The 21866-nt window shown below is 47.1% G+C and carries 22 protein-coding genes, 1 pseudogene and 1 riboswitch; all 23 genes and pseudogenes read left to right on the top strand.

The genetic code is table 11. The features are described from left to right. Positions 1–19: 19 nt before the first annotated feature. Positions 20–117: riboswitch (SAM riboswitch) on the top strand. Positions 118–217: 100 nt separating this feature from the next. The 23 genes and pseudogenes from metK (at position 218) to H7U36_RS14550 (ending at position 21488) form a co-directional block, all read left to right on the top strand. Further along, positions 218–1405 (top strand): methionine adenosyltransferase, encoded by a 1188-nt coding sequence (gene metK / locus H7U36_RS14660; protein ID WP_138304911.1) that lies wholly within the window; start codon positions 218–220, stop codon positions 1403–1405. Between the two features lie 139 nt (positions 1406–1544). Beyond that, positions 1545–3041, top strand: coding sequence for a sensor histidine kinase (locus H7U36_RS14655; protein ID WP_191493435.1), 1497 nt, complete (start codon positions 1545–1547; stop codon positions 3039–3041). Further along, positions 3034–3723, top strand: coding sequence for a response regulator transcription factor (locus H7U36_RS14650; protein WP_033125950.1), 690 nt, complete (start codon positions 3034–3036; stop codon positions 3721–3723). Before H7U36_RS14655 ends, H7U36_RS14650 begins: the two co-directional genes overlap by 8 nt. Before the next feature lie 126 nt (positions 3724–3849). Next, the gene (locus H7U36_RS14645; RefSeq protein WP_205156411.1) at positions 3850–4677 is read left to right on the top strand and encodes a TrmH family RNA methyltransferase; all 828 of its coding nucleotides are present in this window, start codon (positions 3850–3852) and stop codon (positions 4675–4677) included. Between the two features lie 19 nt (positions 4678–4696). After that, positions 4697–5134: an NfeD family protein gene (locus tag H7U36_RS14640; protein WP_033125951.1), complete on the top strand. Its 438-nt coding sequence runs from the start codon at positions 4697–4699 to the stop codon at positions 5132–5134. A 1-nt stretch (position 5135) separates the two neighbouring features. Beyond that, entirely contained in the window at positions 5136–6083 is a 948-nt protein-coding gene (locus H7U36_RS14635) for an SPFH domain-containing protein (RefSeq protein ID WP_033125952.1), read from the top strand. 125 nt (positions 6084–6208) lie between these two features. Next, complete coding sequence (argF, locus tag H7U36_RS14630) at positions 6209–7144, top strand: ornithine carbamoyltransferase (RefSeq protein WP_205156410.1); 936 nt, start codon at positions 6209–6211, stop codon at positions 7142–7144. 7 nt (positions 7145–7151) lie between these two features. Further along, entirely contained in the window at positions 7152–8135 is a 984-nt protein-coding gene (locus H7U36_RS14625; RefSeq protein ID WP_033125954.1) for a biotin--[acetyl-CoA-carboxylase] ligase, read from the top strand. Then, complete coding sequence (locus tag H7U36_RS14620) at positions 8128–8463, top strand: DUF6145 family protein (RefSeq protein WP_033125955.1); 336 nt, start codon at positions 8128–8130, stop codon at positions 8461–8463. The genes H7U36_RS14625 and H7U36_RS14620 overlap by 8 nt, the downstream gene beginning before the upstream one ends. A gap of 48 nt (positions 8464–8511) precedes the next feature. Beyond that, positions 8512–9315, top strand: a complete 804-nt coding sequence (locus H7U36_RS14615) for a type III pantothenate kinase (RefSeq protein WP_033125956.1) — start codon at positions 8512–8514, stop codon at positions 9313–9315. 49 nt (positions 9316–9364) lie between these two features. Continuing rightward, the gene (gene dusB / locus H7U36_RS14610) at positions 9365–10339 is read left to right on the top strand and encodes a tRNA dihydrouridine synthase DusB (protein WP_205156409.1); all 975 of its coding nucleotides are present in this window, start codon (positions 9365–9367) and stop codon (positions 10337–10339) included. A 242-nt stretch (positions 10340–10581) separates the two neighbouring features. Then, positions 10582–11064, top strand: coding sequence for a transcription elongation factor GreA (greA, locus tag H7U36_RS14605; protein WP_033125957.1), 483 nt, complete (start codon positions 10582–10584; stop codon positions 11062–11064). 181 nt (positions 11065–11245) lie between these two features. Then, positions 11246–13165 carry a lysine--tRNA ligase gene (lysS, locus tag H7U36_RS14600; protein WP_205156414.1) on the top strand — a complete coding sequence of 640 codons (1920 nt, stop codon included), beginning with the start codon at positions 11246–11248 and terminating at the stop codon, positions 13163–13165. 239 nt (positions 13166–13404) lie between these two features. Beyond that, positions 13405–13671, top strand: coding sequence for a DUF6462 family protein (locus H7U36_RS14595; RefSeq protein ID WP_205156408.1), 267 nt, complete (start codon positions 13405–13407; stop codon positions 13669–13671). 1 nt (position 13672) lies between these two features. Beyond that, positions 13673–13930 (top strand): DUF6462 family protein, encoded by a 258-nt coding sequence (locus H7U36_RS14590; RefSeq protein WP_205156407.1) that lies wholly within the window; start codon positions 13673–13675, stop codon positions 13928–13930. Beyond that, positions 13909–14694 carry a ParA family protein gene (locus tag H7U36_RS14585; RefSeq protein WP_205156406.1) on the top strand — a complete coding sequence of 262 codons (786 nt, stop codon included), beginning with the start codon at positions 13909–13911 and terminating at the stop codon, positions 14692–14694. The genes H7U36_RS14590 and H7U36_RS14585 overlap by 22 nt, the downstream gene beginning before the upstream one ends. Continuing rightward, positions 14684–14836: pseudogene (locus H7U36_RS15530) on the top strand (ParB/RepB/Spo0J family partition protein); the annotation flags it as partial. The gene H7U36_RS14585 and the pseudogene H7U36_RS15530, both read left to right, overlap by 11 nt. A 719-nt stretch (positions 14837–15555) precedes the next feature. Continuing rightward, entirely contained in the window at positions 15556–16017 is a 462-nt protein-coding gene (locus H7U36_RS14575) for a hypothetical protein (RefSeq protein ID WP_205156405.1), read from the top strand. A 252-nt stretch (positions 16018–16269) separates the two neighbouring features. Then, entirely contained in the window at positions 16270–17073 is an 804-nt protein-coding gene (locus H7U36_RS14570) for a PP2C family protein-serine/threonine phosphatase (RefSeq protein ID WP_205156404.1), read from the top strand. Then, positions 17042–18163: a hypothetical protein gene (locus H7U36_RS14565; RefSeq protein ID WP_205156403.1), complete on the top strand. Its 1122-nt coding sequence runs from the start codon at positions 17042–17044 to the stop codon at positions 18161–18163. Before H7U36_RS14570 ends, H7U36_RS14565 begins: the two co-directional genes overlap by 32 nt. Positions 18164–18173: 10 nt before the next feature. After that, positions 18174–20279, top strand: a complete 2106-nt coding sequence (locus H7U36_RS14560) for a protein kinase domain-containing protein (protein ID WP_205156402.1) — start codon at positions 18174–18176, stop codon at positions 20277–20279. Between the two features lie 397 nt (positions 20280–20676). Then, complete coding sequence (locus H7U36_RS14555) at positions 20677–20856, top strand: DUF6440 family protein (protein WP_205156401.1); 180 nt, start codon at positions 20677–20679, stop codon at positions 20854–20856. A 146-nt stretch (positions 20857–21002) separates the two neighbouring features. Continuing rightward, the gene (locus tag H7U36_RS14550) at positions 21003–21488 is read left to right on the top strand and encodes a hypothetical protein (RefSeq protein ID WP_205156400.1); all 486 of its coding nucleotides are present in this window, start codon (positions 21003–21005) and stop codon (positions 21486–21488) included. Positions 21489–21866: the final 378 nt, after the last annotated feature.

Below are 21866 nucleotides of genomic sequence, written 5' to 3'. Positions count from 1 at the left end.
CAGTAAATAAAGAAAATTTCTCTTATTCAGAGCAGTGGAGGTACAAAGGACCTGTGAAGCTGCGGCAACCCCGGCGACGGAAGGTGCCAACCTGAGCGAGCGATCGAACAATAAGAGGATTTGTTGGGTGTATAACAGTCCGCTTATTCCTGATAAGCGGACTTCTTTTTTGCCCTATGCGCAGGATATGAACAGGAGAAAAGAAAAGGAGAGGACAATGGAAAAAAGATTATTTACATCAGAGTCAGTAACCGAAGGCCATCCGGATAAAATGTGCGACCAGATCTCAGACGCCATTCTGGATGCCCTCATCGAGCAGGATCCCATGAGCCGCGTGGCCTGCGAGACATGCACTACTACCGGTCTGGTGCTTGTCATGGGAGAGATCACTACAAACGCCTATGTGGATATTCAGAAGATCGTCCGCGACACAGTCAGGGAGATCGGCTACACGAGAGGAAAATACGGCTTTGACGCGGACACCTGCGGCGTCATCACAGCCATTGACGAGCAGTCCTCCGACATCGCCATGGGCGTGGACAAGGCCCTGGAGGCAAAGGAGAACAAGATGTCAGAGGAGGAGCTGGACGCCATCGGCGCCGGCGACCAGGGCATGATGTTCGGATACGCCACAGACGAGACGCCGGAGATGATGCCCTACTCAGCTGCTCTGGCCCATAAGCTGGCCCGGAAGCTGGCGGAAGTGAGGAAGAACGGAACTCTTCCCTACCTTCGTCCGGACGGCAAGACCCAGGTGACAGTGGAGTACGATGAAAACGGAGCGCCCGCCAGGCTGGAGGCAGTGGTTCTGTCCACCCAGCACGACCCGGATGTGACCCAGGAGCAGATCCACGAGGACATCAAAAAGTATGTCTTTGACACGGTCATCCCGGAGGGCATGACAGATGAGCACACGAAGTTCTTCATCAACCCCACAGGACGGTTTGTCATCGGCGGACCTCACGGGGACAGCGGACTGACGGGCCGCAAGATCATCGTGGATACATACGGCGGCATGGCGCGCCACGGCGGCGGCGCCTTCTCCGGAAAGGACTGCACCAAGGTGGACCGGTCTGCGGCCTACGCGGCCCGGTACGTGGCCAAGAACATCGTGGCCGCGGGGATCGCGAAGAAGTGCGAGATCCAGCTCTCCTACGCCATCGGCGTGGCCCATCCCACATCCATCATGGTAGACACCTTCGGAACCGGCAGGCTGTCTGATGAGAAGATCGTGGAGATGATCAGGGAGAACTTTGACCTCCGCCCGGCCGGCATCATCCGGATGCTGGACCTGAGAAGGCCTATCTACAAGCAGACGGCGGCCTACGGACACTTTGGCCGCACGGATCTGGATCTGCCCTGGGAGAAGACAGACAGGGCAGAGGATCTGAAGAAATATCTGTAGGAGCCTCGGAATATTTGCGGTGTCCTCCGGGCGCCTGTAAAGGCCCGGCGCCATATTTATAAAAAGTTTATAAAAATTTATGAGCGCTTTTTTGGGAAAGCGCTCTTTTTATGTTAAAATAACAGCGGAGGTTTATGCTATGAAGTTTAAAACCCGACTGATCATTGCATTTTTTACAGTTATCATGGTGCCTGTGGTGCTCACATCCCTGTTCATCCTTCTGCTGGGGAGATACCAGATCAGCTCCATCGAGAAGACCTACGGCCTGACGGGGACCACACTGGAGGTGCTGACCAACCCGGTGCAGGTGCTGGGGCAGCTCACCGTGGAGCCCTGCCATCAGCTGAAGGCGACAGCCCTGACAGAGCCGGACAAGCTGGAGGACGCCACCTACCTGGCAGAATTTAACGATATGCTGGCGGACAAGAAATCCTGTCTTATCGTGCGCAAGGACGACACGATCACCTATATGGGAGAGAAGGTGCAGAGCCTGGACGGCGTGCTGAGCAAGCTGCCTCCCTACGGAAACACAGAGACCACCTCTGACGCGGGCCTCTATTATGGGGGGGATGTACAGATCCTTGTGAAACAGATTGATTTCCAGTACACCGACGGAACCGACGGAAGCGCCTTTATCGTCACGGACGTGGGGGATATGATCCCGGAGATCAGGGAGTTTGCGGTGGACGTGCTGGTGGTCATCGCCCTGGTGCTTATCTTTACGGCGGCGCTGCTTGTGCTCTGGATCTACCGGACTGTCATGCAGCCCCTGGGCAGGATGCAGCAGGCGGCCCAGAACATCAAGGAGGGAAACCTGGACTTTGAGATGAAGTGGGAGACCGACGACGAGCTGGGACAGCTGTGCCGGGACTTTGAGGAGATGCGCAAGAGACTGAAGGCCAACGCGGAGGAGAAGCTGGCCTTTGATAAAGAGAATAAGGAGCTCATCAGCAACATTTCCCATGACCTGAAGACCCCCGTGACCACCATCAAGGGCTATGCCGAGGGTATCATGGACGGCGTGGCGGACACGCCGGAGAAGCTGGAAAAATATATCCGCACCATCTACAACAAGGCGGGGGAGATGGATACTCTCATCAACGAGCTGACCTTCTACTCCAAGATCGACACGAACCGCATCCCCTACAATTTTGACACCCTCTCGGTGAACAACTACTTTGACGACTGCGCCGAGGATCTGGCTCTGGAGCTGGAGCAGCGGGGTGTGGAGTTCGGCTATTTCAACTATGTGGAGGAGGACGTGAAGGTCATCGCGGACGCGGAGCAGATCAAGCGGGTGATCCACAATATCATCAACAACTCTCTGAAATATATGGACAAGGCAAAGGGCAAGATCAACCTGCGTGTCAAGGACGTGGGAGATTTCGTCCAGGTGGAGCTGGAGGACAACGGCTGCGGCATTGCCGCCAAGGACCTGACCAATATATTCGAGAGATTTTACAGGACGGACGCGTCCCGGAACTCCTCTAAGGGAGGAAGCGGGATCGGTCTTTCCGTTGTCAAGAAGATCATAGAAGACCATGGAGGAAAAATATGGGCCACCAGCCGGGAAGGCACTGGGACCACCATGTATTTTGTCCTCCGGAAATATCAGGAGGTGCCGGTAAATGAATAAGATACTGATCGTGGAAGACGAAGAGGCCATCGCAGATCTGGAGAAGGATTATCTGGAGCTGAGCGGATTTGAGGTGGAAGTGGCCAATGACGGGGAGACGGGGCTTGAGAAGGCTTTAAACGAGGATTTCAACCTTCTCATCCTGGATCTGATGCTGCCCGGGGTGGACGGCTTTGAGATCTGCCGTCAGGTGCGGGATAAGAAAAATACGCCCATCATCATGGTGTCGGCCAAGAAGGACGACATTGACAAGATCCGTGGGCTGGGCCTGGGAGCCGACGACTACATGACCAAGCCCTTCAGTCCCAGCGAGCTGGTGGCCCGCGTGAAGGCCCATCTGGCCCGCTACGAGCGGCTTGTGGGAAGCGCGGCGGAGGCCAACAAGATCATCGAGATCCGGGGACTGAAGATCGACACCACGGCCCGCAGAGTGTGGGTCAACGGGGAGGAGAAGAATTTTACGACAAAGGAGTTTGATTTGCTGACTTTTCTTGCAAGTCACCCTAATCATGTGTATACTAAAGATGAACTGTTCAGCGAGATCTGGGACATGGAATCTATCGGAGATATCGCCACTGTCACAGTGCATATCAAGAAGATCCGTGAGAAGATAGAGATGGATACAGCCAATCCGCAGTATATTGAGACCATCTGGGGAGTGGGCTACCGCTTTAAGATGTAGGAAATTCATCGGATCTATCGGGCTGTCCGCGCGGCGATGCAGTTGCGCGGGCAGCCCTTTTATTACTATTTTGGAGGGAGAGCCCTGTGGGCTTCCCGGAAAACACCGCGGGGGAGAGAAGGCAGCATGATCACGAGCACGGCAAATCCAAAAGTGAAGAGACTGGTCACACTCAGAAAAAAGAGAAGAGCCAGGGATGAGGAGCAGGTTTTTCTGGCGGAGGGGCTGCGCATGTTCCGGGAGATCCCGGGGGAGATGCTGCGGGAGCTCTACGTATCGGAGACATTTTACGGGAGAGAGCGGGAGCTGGCGGACAGAAAGGCCGGCCAGGCCGGTGTCAGACCGGAGATCCTCTCCGACCATGTCTTTGGATACGTGTCCGACACAAAGACGCCCCAGGGAGTGCTCTGCGTGGCAGGGAGGATGCCGGGGGTGTCCCGGGAGAAGCTGCTGCGGCCGGACGAAAGTGGGAAAATGCCTCTTCTCATGGTCCTGGACAATCTGCAGGACCCGGGCAATCTGGGCACCATCGTCCGCACCGGAGAGGGAGCGGGGGTGACAGGCATCTTTCTTGGCAGGGACTGTGTGGATCTGTACAACCCGAAGACTATCCGGTCTACCATGGGCTCCATTTACCGGATGCCCTGTCTGTATGTGGATGATGTGCCGGAGCTTCTGGGGCAGATGAAACAGGAGAAGATACGGACCTTTGCCGCTCACCTGGAGGGAAAGAGGGCCTACGATGAGGAGGATTACACAGGCGGGTGCGCGTTTCTTATGGGAAATGAGGGGAACGGCCTGCGACGGGAGGTGGCGGAGCTGGCGGACACCTGGATCCGCATCCCCATGGAGGGAGAGGTAGAGTCTCTGAATGTCGCCATTGCTTCCACTGTGCTCATGTTCGAGGCGGGCAGGCAGAGGAGAATAAGAGATAAAAGCAGTATAGAAAGCTAGAAGAGAAGGAGGGAGAAGCATGTCGCCAATTTACTGGATCATCATCTTTATCGTGCTGCTCGTCATCGAGATAGCCACCCTGGGACTGACCACTATCTGGTTTGCCGCAGGCGCGCTGGTAGCCTTCCTGGCAGGTATACTGGGGTTCGGGATCATCACGCAGATCGTCCTGTTCCTGGTGGTGTCAGTTGTGCTTCTTGTGCTGACGCGCCCCATCGCGCTGAAGTATTTCAACAACAAGCGGCAGAGCACCAACGTGGAGAGCATGATCGGGCGCCAGGGCGTGGTCCTGGAGGACATCGACACGATAAAGAGCCAGGGACTGGTGGAGGTGGACGGGGAGACCTGGTCCGCCAGGACGGATGAACCGGAGGGAGTCATCCCGAAGGACACGATCGTCTCTGTAGAAGGAGTGCAGGGCGTGAAACTGATTGTAAAGAAAAAGGAGGAACTGTAATATGTTGGGGGCAGTTGTTGGAATTATTCTCTTGATTTTTGTCGTACTGATACTCATATCCTGTGTCAAGGTAGTACAGCAGTCAAAGGCGCTCGTCATTGAGCGGCTGGGAGCCTACCAGGCTACATGGGGAGTGGGCATCCACTTCAAGATCCCGTTCATCGAGCGGGTGGCAAGGCGTGTGGATCTGAAGGAGCAGGTGGTGGACTTCGCGCCCCAGCCTGTGATCACAAAGGATAACGTTACCATGCGCATCGATACCGTTGTGTTCTACCAGATCACAGACCCGAAGCTGTTCTGCTACGGCGTGGCAAATCCTATCATGGCTATCGAGAACCTGACAGCCACCACGCTGCGAAACATCATCGGTGACCTGGAGCTGGACCAGACGCTGACATCCAGGGAGACTATCAACACGAAAATGCGGGCTACTCTGGACGTGGCTACAGATCCCTGGGGCATCAAGGTGAAGAGGGTGGAGCTGAAAAACATCATCCCGCCGGCAGCCATCCAGGACGCTATGGAGAAGCAGATGAAGGCGGAGCGTGAGCGACGTGAGGCCATCCTCCGGGCAGAGGGTGAGAAGAAATCCTCCATCCTCGTGGCGGAGGGTAAGAAGGAGTCCGTCATCCTGGACGCCGAGGCCGCGAAGCAGGCAGCTATCCTCAAAGCAGAGGCAGAGAAGGAGGCCACCATCCGGGAGGCAGAAGGACAGGCGGAGGCCATCCTCAAGGTGCAGCAGGCAAATGCCGACGGTATCCGCTTCCTGAAGGAGGCGGGCGCAGACCAGTCCGTCCTCACTATCAAGAGCCTGGAGGCGTTTGAGAAGGCGGCTGACGGAAAGGCCACCAAGATCATCATCCCCTCCGAGATCCAGGGAATTGCCGGCCTGGTGAAATCCCTGGCAGAGGTGGGCGCCTCGGACGGAAAGGAAGAAAAGAAAGCATAAATATACAAAATTCTTGAATAAAATATACAAAAGTGCTATGATGAAAGCGGTACACCTCATTTTTATGCATTTGTATGCATGATTATAGGGTGTATACACTGACAGCAGGAAGGAATGTATATAAAATGAATTTAAAAGGAAGAAGCTTTTTGAAATTACTTGACTTTACACCGGAGGAGATCATTTATCTGGTGGACCTGGCGGAGGAGCTGAAGGAGAAGAGGAAAAAGGGAATTAAAGGCGACAGCCTGAAGGGAAAGAACATTGCCCTGATCTTCGAGAAGCCGTCCACCAGAACCCGGTGTGCCTTCACCATCGGAGCCCAGGACGAGGGGGCCACAGCCACCTACCTGGCGGGAAGCGAGCTCCAGCTGGGGGAGAAGGAGAGCATAGAGGACACAGCCCGGGTTCTGGGCCGCATGTTCGACGGTATCGAGTACCGCGGGTTTGAGCAGTCCTTTGTGGAGGCTCTGGCCGAGTACAGCGGCGTGCCGGTGTGGAACGGACTGACAGACCAGTGGCATCCCACCCAGTGCCTGGCCACTCTGCTGACGCTGAAGGAGAATTTTGGACATGTCAAGGGGCTGAAGATCGTCTATCTGGGCGACGGACGCAACAACGTGGCCAACAGCCTTCTGGTGGGCTGCAGCAAGGTGGGCGTTAACGTGGCCGTGGCAGCGCCGAAGGAGCTCTGGCCGGACGAGAAGCTGGTGGAGACATGCAAGGGCTTTGCGCAGGCAGCCGGCTCCACTGTGGAGGTCTCCGACAAGCTGGACGTTGTGGAGGGAGCAGATATGCTCTACACCGACGTATGGTTCTCTATGGGAGAGGAGAAGAAGGAGCAGGAGCGCACCAAGCTGGCGCTGCCCTACCAGGTCAACGCGGAGCTCATGAAGAGGACAGGCAAGTCTACCACACTGTTCTCCCACTGCCTGCCGGCAAATAAAGGAAAAGAGGTAACCGAGGACGTGTTCGAGAGCGAGGCATCCGTCGTGTTTGACGAGGCGGAGAACCGTCTCCACACCATCAAGGCCATCATGGTCGCCACCCTCGGTGATTAAGTGGGATATGAAGAAGACTGAGATTTTATCCATGCTCCGGGAGAGCGAAGGATATGTGTCCGGACAGCAGATCTGCGAAAAGTTCCATGTTTCCAGAACTGCTGTCTGGAAAGTAATAGAACAGCTGAAGGAAGAAGGCTATCAGATAGAGGCAGTCCGCAACAGGGGATATCGGTTGAGCGAGAGCCCGGACATACTGTCACAGGCGGAGATCGAGAGCAGGATCTCCACTGAGTGGGCAGGGCGGAATGTCTCTTATTTTCGCGAGACGGATTCCACCAACACCCAGGCCAAGAGACTGGGTGAGGAGGGGGCTCCCGCCGGGACCCTGGCGGTGGCGGACCGGCAGATGGCAGGAAAAGGACGCCGGGGACGCAGCTGGGATTCTCCGCCGGGCAGGGACATCTATATGTCGCTTCTCCTCAGGCCGGACATCCGGCCCTCGGACGCCCCCATGCTGACCCTTGTCATGGCCCAGAGCGTGGCGGAAGCCATCCGGGAGAAGACCGGCATCGATGCCCGCATTAAGTGGCCCAATGACATTGTGGCAGGCGGGAAAAAGCTCTGCGGCATTCTGACGGAGATGAGCGCGGAGATGGACTATATCAACTATATCGTCATCGGCGTGGGGATCAATGTGAACCAGCCCTCCTTTCCGGAGGACATTGCGGACAGGGCCACCTCTCTTATGCTGGAGGCGGGCAGGAGCTTCCTTCGGGGGCCCCTCATAGCCGCGGTGATGGAGCGCTTTGAGGACAATTACAGCCGCTTCCTGGGGACAAATGACCTGTCCGGGATGCGGGAGGCCTACAATGAGCTGCTGGTGAATGTGGGAGAGCAAGTGCGGGTCCTGGAGCCGGGACACGAGTACAATGCCCTCTCCTTTGGCATTAATGACAGGGGAGAGCTCCTCGTGCGGAAGGAGGACGGCAGCAGGGAGGCCGTCTTTGCGGGGGAGGTCTCTGTGAGAGGAATTTATGGATATGTATAATGGAAAGATCGTGCTCTGCGGAGCCAATTCATACGAGGAAAAATATTATCTGAACCCGGATTTTGAGCAGCTTCCGGATCATGTAAAGGACGAGCTGAAGATCATGTGCGTCCTCTATGTCCACGACGTGGGAGGCATCCTGACCCTTGTCTACGAGGAGAACGGGGATCTGTGCTTTGAGGTCACATCCGCGGAGGGGGATGCCATGTTCGACGAGATCGGGAGCAGGCTGAAGATCAAGCAGCTCCAGCAGGAGAAGGCGGAGCTGCTCCAGTCCCTCCAGCTCTACTACAGAGTGTTTTTTATGGGAGAGGACCTGGATCTGTAGCAGGTACAAGAACAGCCCCGCCAGGGGAGTAAGGAGGAAACAGGACAGATGCTTCTTGCAATCGATGTGGGAAACACAAACTTTACAATGGGACTTTTCCGTGAGGAGGAGCTGGTGGCCAAATTCCGTATGACTACAAAGCTGCCCCGCACATCGGACGAGTACGGGATCGCCATCCGTGAACTGATCCGCAACCAGGGGGAGGATCCGGATCACGTGGACGATATCATCATCGCCTCTGTTGTGCCGGATATCATGCACTCTCTGACCAGCTGCATTATCAAGTACTTTGACCGGAAGCCGATCATCGTGTCAGCTGGGATCAAGACAGGCATCCGGGTGGCTACGGAAAATCCGAGGCAGACCGGAGCGGACCGTATCGTGGACGCGGTGGCCGCCTACTATCTCTATGGCGGGCCGGTCATTGTGGTGGACTTCGGAACTGCCACCACCTACGATCTGGTGGAGCCGGACGGCACCTTTGCCGTGGGAGTCACAGCGCCCGGTATCCGCACCTCCGCCAGGGCCCTCTGGGGGGATGCGGCCATGCTTCCGGAGATCGAGATCCGCAAGCCCGAGACCATCCTGGCCAGGGAGACTGTGTCCAGCATGCAGGCCGGACTTGTCTACGGCTACATCGGACAGACAGAGTACATTATCAGCCAGATGAAAAAGGAGTCCGGCTATACGGACGCCAGAGTGGTGGCTACAGGCGGACTGGGCAATATCCTGGCTGCGGCCACAGAGAGCATTGACATCTATGATCCCATCCTGACGCTGGAGGGATTGCGGCTGGTCTATGAGAGAAACCGGTTCCGCAGCAGAAGGCCGGACGGGAGAAAGGATGCCTAGAGAAGGGATAGACCAAGAAAGATCGGACGGGAGAAAGGATACACAGGACATGGGAGAGAGAAGACAGCTGAAGATAGGAACACTCACGATCGAGCACCCCTATGTGCTGGCACCGATGGCAGGCGTGACAGACCTGCCATTTCGTCTGCTATGCAAAGAGCAGGGGGCGGGACTTCTGTGCATGGAGATGGTCAGCGCCAAGGCGCTCCAGTACAAGAACAGGAACACAAAGGCCCTCCTCTCCATTCACCCGGAGGAGTACCCGGTATCCCTGCAGCTCTTCGGCTCCGAGCCGGAGGTCATCAGCGAGCAGGCCAAAGCCATAGAGGAACTGCCCTTTCAGATCCTGGACATCAACATGGGCTGCCCGGTGCCCAAGGTGGTGAAGAACGGGGAGGGCTCTGCCCTCATGAAGCAGCCCCGCCTCGTCCACGAGATCGTGTCCCGGACAGTGAAGGCCATCCGCAAGCCGGTGACAGTCAAGATACGGAAGGGCTTTGACGACACCTGCGTCAATGCGGTGGAGATCGCCAGGATCATCGAGGACGCGGGGGCGGCGGCAGTGTCTGTCCACGGGCGGACAAGGGAGCAGTACTACTCCGGGCAGGCGGACTGGGATATCATCCGCCAGGTGAAGGAGGCGGTCCGCATCCCGGTCATCGGCAACGGGGACGTGACCTGTGTGCAGGACGCCCTGCGGATGATGGAGGAGACCGGCTGTGACGGCGTCATGATCGGACGGGGAGCCAGGGGGAACCCGTGGATCTTCCGCGAGCTGAAGAGCTATGACGAGACAGGGCAGATCCCGCCCAGGCCGGACATCCGGGAGATCCGGGAGATGATGCTGCGACACGCCCGTCTCCAGGTGGAGTACAAGGGAGAGTACACAGGCATCCGGGAGATGAGGAGCCATGTCTCCTGGTATACAAGAGGGCTGCGGGGCTCGGCCCGGCTCCGGGAGGAGATCAACCAGGTGGAGACCTACGGGGAGCTGGAGGCTCTTCTGCATGAACGGCTGGTATAAAAGAAATTAAAAAGGGTTTGTCCGTCTGTATAAATCAAGCGGGAACAGGGCATCACAATCAGGTGGTGTCCCTGTTCTTTTTTGCGTTTCTTACGTATATATTAAGTATACAGTTAAGGGGAAAAATGTATTGACATTGAAAAAGACGTTATGTATAATATTGAAATTGTGAAAGTGGACTTAAACAGAAGAAAACTTCTGTAAAATAGACAGAATGTAAGCAGGAAGAGGAGAGGATCAAAATGGAAGAAAAAAAGACAATTCTGACCTACGAAGGCCTGAAAAAGCTGGAGGATGAACTGGAGAACCTGAAGGTTGTAAAACGGAAAGAGGTTGCCGGAAAGATCAAGGAGGCAAGGGAGCAGGGAGACCTGTCCGAGAACGCTGAGTACGATGCAGCCAAGGACGAGCAGAGAGATATCGAGGCCCGTATCGAGGAGCTGGAGAAGATCCTGAAGAACGCAGAGGTCGTTGTGGAGGATGAGGTCAATCTGGACAAGATCAGCATTGGCTGCACAGTGACTGTCTACGACGAGGAATTTGAGGAGGAGATGGAATTCAAGATCGTTGGCTCCACCGAGGCAAACAGTCTCCAGGGCAAGATCTCCAATGAGTCCCCGGTGGGGCAGGCGCTTCTGGGCCACGAGGAGGGCGATGAAGTGACTGTGGAGACGCAGGCAGGGGAACTGGTGTACAAGGTACTTAAGATCGAGCGCTCCATTTAAACTAAATCCCGCAGGCCGGATGAGGGCTGACCGGACCGGAAACGACAGGATCAGGTCAGACCAGGCAGACGCAGGCGGATGGATTTGGGTGAAGGAGCCATACGGATATAAGAGTACAGATAGCAAGAGAACAGGTACAGAATAAGTACAAAAATAAGAAGAAAAAGAAGGAGTGAATAAAGTGACCAGGCAGCAGAACAATGTACAGGAACAGGATGTGAACCAGCTCAGGAAGGTGCGCCGCGAAAAGCTGGCGGATCTCCAGGCAAACGGGAAGGACCCGTTTAAGATTACAAAGTATGATGTGACATGCCATGCGGCTGACATCAAAGATCATTATGAGGAGATGGAGGGCAAGCACGTGTCCGTTGCCGGCCGTATCATGCAGAAGCGCGTGATGGGCAAGGCTTCTTTCTGTAATGTTCTGGACCAGAGCGGCAATATTCAGTCCTATGTGGCGAGAGACAGCGTTGGCGAGGAGCCCTACAAGGAGTTCAAGAAGCTGGATATCGGCGATATCGTGGGCATTGAGGGCGAGGTCTTCAAGACAAAGACAGGCGAGATTTCCATTCACGCCTCTGCGGTGAAGCTCCTGTCCAAGAGCCTTCAGATCCTGCCGGAGAAATTCCACGGCCTGACAAACACAGACACACGCTACCGCCAGAGGTACGTGGATCTGATCATGAACCCGGAGGTGCGGGATACATTTATCAAGAGATCCCACATTATCAGCTCAATCCGCAGATACCTGGACAGCCAGGGATTTCTCGAGGTGGAGACCCCCATGCTGGTAAGCAATGCCGGCGGCGCTGCGGCCAGACCCTTCGAGACACATTTCAACGCTCTGGGAGAGGACTTCAAGCTCCGCATTTCCCTGGAGCTCTACCTGAAGAGACTGATCGTGGGCGGCCTGGAGAGAGTTTACGAGATCGGCCGGGTGTTCAGAAACGAGGGACTGGACACAAGACACAACCCGGAGTTCACCCTGATGGAGCTGTACCAGGCTTACACAGACTACAACGGAATGATGGATCTCACCGAGAACCTGTACCGCCATGTGGCCCAGGAGGTGCTGGGAACTACCACCATCACCTACAACAGTGTGGAGATCGATCTTGGCAAGCCCTTTGAGAGGATCACTATGGTGGATGCCGTGAAGAAATACGCAGGCATCGACTGGAATGAGGTGAAGACAACAGAGGACGCGAAAAAGCTTGCGGACGAGCATCACATTGCCTATGAGGCGCGTCATAAGAAGGGCGACATTCTGAGCATGTTCTTTGAGGAGTATGCGGAGGAACACCTGATCCAGCCTACCTTTGTTACAGACCATCCGATCGAGATCTCACCGCTCACAAAGAAAAAGCCGGATGATCCGGACTACGTGGAGCGCTTTGAGTTCTTCATGAACGGCTGGGAGATGGCCAATGCCTACTCTGAGCTGAACGACCCCATTGACCAGAGAGAGCGTTTTGCCCAGCAGGATGCCAATGCGGCAGCAGGCGACGAGGAGGCCGAGCATACAGATGAAGATTTCCTGAACGCGCTGGAGATCGGCATGCCGCCCACAGGCGGAATTGGCTTCGGTATTGACAGGATGTGCATGCTCCTGACAGACTCCGCGGCCATCAGGGACGTGCTCCTGTTCCCGACAATGAAGAGCATCGGCGGATCTGACAGCAAGAAATCGGACAAGAAAGAGGAGTCCGAGCCGGCTGTGAAGATTGATCTTTCCAAGGTGAAAGTTGAGCCGCTGTTCGAGGATGCCGTTGATTTTGACACCTTCAGCAAGTCCGATTTCCGGGTTGTAAAGGTGGAGGCATGCGAGGCAGTTCCGAAGAGTAAGAAGCTCCTGAAGTTCACACTGAACGATGGAACAGACCGGAAACGCACGATTTTAAGCGGAATTCACGAGTATTACGAGCCGGAAGAGCTGGTTGGAAAGACCTGCATCGCCATCGTGAACCTGCCGCCCAGGAAGATGATGGGTATCGACTCCGAGGGTATGCTGATCAGTGCGGTACATGAGTACGATGGGCAGGAAGCATTGAATCTTCTGATGGTGGATGATCAGATCCCGGCAGGAGCGAAGCTGTATTAAGGATAAGAAATGACCTTCAGATTTGACAGCAAATATTCATTTTGACAACAATTTGACAACAATTTTCGAAATAACCACGAAGTATCACGAAGCGTGGTGAAGAGTTGTTATCTGCGAATCATATCGGGAAACCGATGATTTGAGCACTTTTTGAAAGAAAAAATTTCAAAGAGTGCTCTTTTTTTATTCCTCACGTATAAACAGCAGTAGTGGCCGCATTTAAGAAGGGAGACTGTTTTATGAGAACAGAAGATATGTACTATAATGAGCAGAAACGCAGTGAAGTTATGGAGGCGGCCCGGAGGCTTAGAAGAAAATTCCTTCGGTATCAGCAGGCAGAGATTGTATACAGTCTGTCTCATAAGAAATTAATGGAGTTAGCTAATGAGGCAGGAGCAATTTACAGAATGGATGGAATTGTATTGATTAACCGTGAAATTTTTGATGAATATCTTGAAAGGTTTCGTGAGACAAAAGATAATTCCGATCCAAAGGAGGAGGGCTAACATGCATGGAAAAGTATGGATGTTTTCCAATCTGATCGACGATGAGGACCTGGCGTTCCTGCAGAGGGAATTTGTCAGTTATCAACAGGCAATGGATTATTACGGATTAGGATATAAACCAATTGTCAGGCTGTCTCATATATCGGGATCTGTTTATAAGATTGGAAAAAAGGTATTGATCCGGCGGAGCATTTTTGAAGAATATCTGAGAAATCATGTGAAAAGGGGGACTGAAGAATGGGAAGAGTTATTGCAGTAGCAAATCAGAAAGGCGGAGTCGCCAAGACAACAACAGCGGTAAATTTAGGCATAGGACTTGCAAGAGAAGGGAAGAGGGTGCTGCTTGTTGATACAGATCCCCAGGGAAGTCTCACAGCCAGTCTCGGATATGTGGAACCCGATGAGATTCCGATCACGCTGGCAAATATATTAACAGCAGTGATCAACGAGGAAGAAGTCAACCCATCCGGAGGCATTCTTCATCATGAGGAAGATATCGATATTATGCCCGGGAATATTGAACTTTCAGCGCTAGAAGTTGTTATGGGCAATGTGATGAGCAGGGAGCTGATCCTGAAGGATTATATCGATATGATGAGAGAAAGATACGACTACATTTTAATTGATTGTATGCCGAGTCTTGGAATGATGACAATTAATGCTTTAGTTGCTGCAGATTCTGTTCTTATCCCTGTTCAGGCAGCATATCTGCCGGTAAAAGGACTTCAGCAGCTGATTAAGACAATACTGATGGTCAAAAAGAGATTGAATCGGGGACTTGAGATTCAGGGGATCCTTCTTACTATGGTGGATTACCGGACCAATTATGCAAAAGATATCACGGCGAAGCTGCGTGAAACCTATGGATCACGGATTGCAATATTTGAAACTGCAATCCCCATGTCGGTGAAAGCGGCAGAGACAAGTGCGGAGGGAGTCAGTATCTATTCCCATTGCCCGAAAAGCAAGGTTGCCGAAGCTTACCGAAATCTGACACAGGAGGTGCTGGAATATGAAAAATAGCAGGAGCGGAGAAAAGATAAAGCTGACAAGCATTGATGAATTGCTGGGGGTTGTAAATGAAGAGTCTGCAATGGAAATTGAGATAAAAGCAATTAGTCCATTTAAAGGCCATCCCTTTAAGGTAATAGCTGATGACAAGATGGCGATACTGTATTACTTAGTGGATCTTGCTCTATCCTTATTTGATAATGAATTTGATAAAATTTGGGAAGAATTTGCGATTTATAGTAGAAAAAAAGCTTCATCTACATACATTTGTACTCAATGTGATGCAAAATATTATTGCGATATTTGTCCGGCAGAAATGGATTTTTTGTATGGTGATGAAGAGTATCGTCCTGAAGAAGCTTGTAAAATTGCTAAAATAAGAAAAGCATTTTACGAGAATGAAGTGTCTTACAAGGAAGCGCTTTGTTTGGCAAGAAATGATAGGGAGGTGAAATAATGAAGTACGAGAAACCGATTGTAACTAAAGTCGAAGTCTCTGTCAAAGTAAATACTGAGGCTAGTGACAGATCATCATGTGAAGGAGGCCACTGCGTTAAAGCAACTTATCGACAAGATCCTTGGGGCTAAAAAAAGGCGGCGAGATCTTATTCGCCGCCAAAAAAATACTTGGAGGTATATAGTATATGTTAATACGATTATTTAAGCGGATTTATTTTGGATATTCTACAAAATGGGTATGTCCTAAGTGTGGATGTGAAGTTACGTATGGTGGAGAAGGAAATATGAGGTGTCCACATTGTGGTGCATGGATGGAAGATGAATAAAGGATAATATTAAGAATGTACTATTCAGAAAACTATAATACATATTTTGCCTTAATTATATGTTGTTAAAAAGAAAGGAGGAGCTTGAATGGCATATAATATGAAAGATAATCGTGGAATGATTACCGATCCAATATCGTTTCGAGATGCAACAGGTCTTAATGCGGAAAATATAGCTGCTTGCATGAAAGAAAAGGCTGAAGAACAAGGTGTTCCAGCAAATATTCGAACCGATGTCGTGAAGGAGGGGGGATTATTTGGAAAATCGTATCCTTGCGTAATAATTCATCATCCTAATCCTCCACAACAGTATTTTACGGATGTTTATATAATTAATAATAATACTGTTAATTTTTCTTTTTTGGAAATTCAAAAGCTAATCTTGCTATTAACAAAGCAAATGCCAGAAAAAATACAATCGGGGGTGCACTTATTAATAGTATTGCAGGATCAAAGGAAATGGAATTTCAAGAAGAGATGTTTTGGCATAAACAAGTATATGATTTATTTGAATCATTACTCTCTTAATTTTATTAAAAGGAGTGTATAAAAATCAGATTGATTTCTTATACACTCCTTATAATTTATATTGCAATTGTCAAGTGTAGGGAAAAAGGAATCTTAATAAACAGTTTATCTGTGGGCCGGGGTTTTGTATAGGGTACATTTTTGCTCATCTTGTACCGATATATTTATATTTTGCTGGCTGTCCTATATTTCTTTATTTAACAAGTCTAAACAAAAAAATAAAATTTCTTTTGGCGTGCCATAGTAAAATAAAACAAAAAAGGTTTGGTAAAGTATGAGTTTAAAAGTTAAGATTACAGCTGTAACAGACATCGGGAAAAGAAAAGAAAATCAGGATAGAATAGCAATTGATAATATTATTCTTGAGTCTCATCAATATTTCGTAGAAAAAGAAATATTCGGACAAACATTTTTTCTAGTGCTTGATGGAATGGGAGGAGAACAATATGGTGCAATGGCCTCACAGCTAGCAGTAGAAGAATTTATCCATTGTACAAAAAAATATTTGAATATTGTAACTAAAGAGATGATTTTAGAAATGCTGAAAAACATAAATGATAAAATAAGTGATTTTTTAAGGAGTAAGTATGCAGAGGGTGGTACAACGTTCTCGCTAGTTGTGTTAAATGAGATAGGTTATATTGAATTTTATAATATAGGAGATAGCCCCATTGTTTATATGGATGAAAAATCAGCCATTGTATTATCGGAAGATCAATCATTAGCTGGCATGAAACTTCAATATGGTATGATTACAGAGGCTGAATATGCAATTAGTAAGGAAAAAAGTATTTTGATGGCATACTTGGGAGATCATACAAATAAATCGTTACAAAAGATTTATTATAATTCATACCGGTGTAGACAAGGAAGTAGGATTATAATGTGTACAGATGGTATTACAGATGTGTTATCTATTCGAGAAATACATAAAATACTATATGATGAGCAAAAGGACATTATTGAATTGATAAATCAAGTGAAGAAGGAACCAGAATGTGATAATATGTCTATAATAGATATTGTTATCCAGGGAGGTGGATTAGTTGAAAACTCAGATGTTCAGACGGAGAGTTGAAAACTGTGATAACAAAGAGGATTTATTCAAATTGTTACAGGATAATGAGGATGCATTTATAACTTGGAAAACAATATTTCAGGAATTGATGCAACGCTGTTACAATCCGCCTACGTATAGGCTGGCACAGTATTGCGGTGTGTCAGAAGGAACGGCTAAGACATGGAAAAGCAAGATTCCTACAAAAAGGGAATATGTTATTGCTATAGGAATGTTCTGTAGACTCAACTTAGGCGAGATAAACAGATTATTAAAAAGGTATGCAAAGTTCTCAGAATTATATCCCAAAAATCCGGAAGATGCAATTTATATTTTCCTCATTAATAATAATCGACCTTTTTCAGAAGCAAAAAAATATCAGGTACTGTTTGTCGATATAATACAAAATAAAGATAAGAGAAGATTATATGGATTTCCCAGTAAAGGAACCAATTATGTTAAAAATGAACTTCTACAGGCACGCACAGAAAGTGAATTTGAGACATTTATGCTTAGAAATGCTGATGAATTTAAGAGTGCATATATTAGAGTTGCAGAATATTTAGATGCATATTTGAAGGCGCAAGGAAATGCAAATATTAATAAGCTTGCTAAACAGCGGAATGAAAAAGTTGGAAGGCTTTACAATAATGCATATACGAAACTGAAAAATTACGCTTTAGTACCTAAACGATCAGTTCTTTTGGCAATGGCTATTAATATTGGGATGACACCAGAGGATATAGATCAATTGTTAGAGCTTGCCGGAATGGAACAGTTATGTCCGAAAGACAGATTAGAATGTATGGTAATTTATATTTTGGAGGATTTATATATTAATGAACCAGATAACATTCCATATGATGAACTAAGAAAAAGTAAGAATGAACTTTTAAGAAATAAATACTCCAGTTATATATGGAATGAAAATGAATGTGATTTTTATAATCTTGAAAAAGTAAATTTGAAAAATAATGTAAATAGTGAAATAGCACAATATTTTTCTGAAGAAGGTGAGTTGCAATATGAATCCGTAGGGGAATATGTAAAAAGACGATTAGAAGAAGTGGCTTGTAGGAAAGAAGATAAGACATTCATTGATTTATTATAATTTATAATGTATGGGGGAAGAGAAAATGAAGGAGAATACGCTAACATTAAGTTCCAGGCATAAAAGTACGATGGGAGAAAACCATAGGGAAAAGCTTAGACAACTTGCAAAACATTACATTAATATCGATCCGCCTGAGGAATGGCTTGCCGGTCAAACTATAGGTCGTATATTAGGTTATGGGACTTTTGGAGTAGTATGCGCTATACTTGATCGTGCAGGAAAAGAGACAGACGAGGTCATAAAAATTATCGATTTTTGGGAATATCTTATGATATATAGACCTTCATCTGAACAAGAAGGGTGGGAAAAAATACAAAAAGAAAAAAAACTTATGGATTCCTTTGCTGGATATAATTGCGTGATAAATTTTTGGGATAAGCCATATCGATATTATAATGACAATGGCGAAAATGAAAGCATTTACATTATAAAAATGGAACGGTTGAAACCTCTGGAAGACTGGATCCCATCGGTTAAAGATATTGAAAATACCGTAATAGAAATAGGTATCCAATTATGCACATGCTTGATTGAATTAGAGGCGAGAGGAGAAGTTCATAGGGATATAAAGATAGAGAATATTTTTGTGGATCTAAAGGGAAAAGAGCCTGTTTTTAAGTTGGGAGATTTTGGGATTGCAAAACAGGTTCACACCATTTATGGCACAATTGCAGCAGGATCAATTGTAACAATGGCACCTGAAGTATATGATGAGGGCAAAGCAACAACTAAAAGTGATCAATACTCTTTGGCTTCTACAATGTATGCGCTATTAAATCGTAATTTGTATTATACATGTAAAGAACTGAAAAAAGATATTGAAATTAAGGGGACTTGGGAAGAACCTTTGAATGGTTCAAAACAGCTTAAAAACATCATAAAGAAAGCTATGAGCTATAATCCAGAAGATCGCTATGATAAAGCTCAAACATTTCAGGAAGAGTTAAGAAATTTACAAAGGAGACCTGTAGTTAACGGAAAAGATTCCACAAAAAACATTGAACGTAGTAAAAATAAAGTCGTTACAAATAAGAAAAAAGGTAGATTAAAATATGTAGCTATAATTTTTATTGTATTATTTGTAGCCGTTTTTTGGAAATTTAATGCAGATGCTCAGAGTAATTATCAAATTGCAGAAGACCTCCAGGCGGAGCAAAAGTATGACGAAGCTATTCAATATTATGAGAAGATTCCGTTTTTTTCTACAGTACATACAAATGCTGAAAGGAAAATAGAAGAATGCTCAGCTGATTACATAGAAAAATTAAAAGAAGAGGTCAATAACTATTTGATAGAAAAAGATTATGAGACTGCTAACACGGCAATAGAAAAAGCTCAAAGTATATTAGGAGACAATTCAGACTTAAGTGAGTTATCTTCTGCAGTAAATGAGCAGTATAAGGAACAAAGGTTACAGAATTCAATTGCTGAGGCTCAGGGGCTTGCCGATTCCGGCGAGTATTTAGAGGCATATAATTTAATTACTGATTTGCTTACAGATTACACAAATAATGAAGAATTGCATACAAAGCAGACAGAATATATACAAAAATATAAGGAAAATTTGTTCTCTGAAGCAGATAGAATCTACACGGAATCAGGGTATGAGGCGGCCGTAAATTTTTTACAGGAAAGTTTGGCTAACTATGAGGATGATGAAATAAATGAGAAAATCAATTATTATGAAGAAAAAAAGCCAATTAACTTATTGACAAAAGAACCTTTTGAAGGAGAAATGGATAAATTTTTGATTTCATATGGCGATGCTATTGACAATGTTGGAAATAGTTATCAGTATAAATTATCATGTGGGGACATCATAAAGTTGGCATATTATGTCAAATATGCCTTGGATGGAGAATATTCTACTTTGGAGTTTGATTTGGGCTTGAACAGTGAATATAAGAGTGCGGAACAAGAATTTTGGGTAGAAATCTATGATGAGAATGGTCTAATATTTGAAACGGCCCATTTAGGCGCGGGTGATAGACCTGAACATTATACTGTAGATATTTCAGGGGTAAATGATTTAGCTATACAAGCATGGAAAAGTGGACAGGAATTGAAAGGGGAGGGGCCGTTACTAACAAATGGATTCTGGGTTTCCAAGTAATGATATTTCGGTTTTTAACAAAAATATGAGAACCGAAGGGTATGGAATAAGTTCATAATAATGATTAGGTGTTGCGTCAAATTAAAAAATAATTGGTATTGAAAATTTATAAATTGTGCTTTGTGCCACCAAATGTATACCATTGATGCCATAACCTATTCCTTTATAAGTTGTAATCAAGCAGATTTAAGTTGTAGTCTTCATATTAAATACATTGATGAATTAATGTCTGCTCTTTTTACGCACTCTTTCTTGCGGCACAATTTGTAAATTGTAAAGAACTGTTTAAATAAAGCACCATTTAGACTTTAATAGGGAGGATGTAAAAAGTCTTTGCAGATGATTTTGAACGAGTATTACTTATATTAAATTAATCATTTGGAAGGAAGGAAACTATATGGAAAGATTCAAAAAAGTATATAAACAAGAAAAAAATGACGTTGATAAATTTGAAATCTGGGTAGATACTGTAACAGGGATTAATTATCTTTATCATAGAGAGGGAAATTCAGGTGGACTTACCCCTTTATTGGATAACGGAGGCAATCCTGTAGTTACCAGACTGAAACTTATTTGAGGACGGGCAATATATGATTTTGGCCAAATAGTTACATAAATGTCAGAATAGAATAAGAGGTGAATATTCCGTGCGCATTAACTAATTTTTGATATCCAAAAAGGGAAACAGCAAAATGAGCATTATTTGAAAATGAGGAAGAGAATATGGATTATAGGTATTTAAAGGAAGAAGTTGAAAATGAAAAAAATTTAAATCGTAAAAATTTTGAAGAAGAGTATGAAAATCGTGAAACAGAATTAGTAGAGATTCTTTGTGAGAAAATAATTAATCAAGTTAAAAATTCTGTTAAACAATATTATGCGGCTTCAGAAGAGGTTAAAAATCGTATGTGCAGGTATCAATTAAAAAAACCAACTTTATTTAGAAGAAGCTGGGTTTTGGAAGAAAAATTAAAGGACGTTGGCATACATAAAGTTATTGAACCTACTAAGGATAATGAAATTTATAGAACGCAATTAATGGGAGATGGTCCGAGAGAGGGTGTGTGGATTCCTGAGTCAAAATTCGGAAGATTTTGGAATTTAATAAATGGAAGATTAAAAAAGGAAGAGATATGTGTGGAATTATTGTATGATGAATATTGGATGTTGTATCAAATTAAAATAATAGCTAATCTGGGAATGTTATGAATCGTTTTATATTCTATAGTTAGGCTAAAATTTAGATATGGCTGATTCTTAATTTAGTTTCACAGTTAATAAGAAACCCATGGACAAATGTCTGTGGGTTTTTTGCATCTCAAAAAAATAAAAAAATAGCTATATGCCCCAGATATACTTAAATTAAATAAATTCCACTAAAGAGGAGGCATGTGGACATGGAAGTAATAATAGATAATTATGGGTGTGTAATGCTATTGCTTATAATTTTGTTTCTATATTGGGCACATGCAAAAATTAGAAAGAGAAATTTGAATAAACAAGAGCAGCATGTATATTCTGACTCGTAAGAACCGTTTGCACGGTCACTCTGAGCCATTGTAATGCTGAAACAGAGCCACCTTCACG

The sequence above is a fragment of the Faecalicatena fissicatena genome, assembly GCF_016900595.1.
GTDB classification, from domain to species: Bacteria; Bacillota; Clostridia; order Lachnospirales; family Lachnospiraceae; genus Claveliimonas; species Claveliimonas intestinigallinarum.
This window is presented reverse-complemented; position numbering and strand designations above follow the sequence as displayed.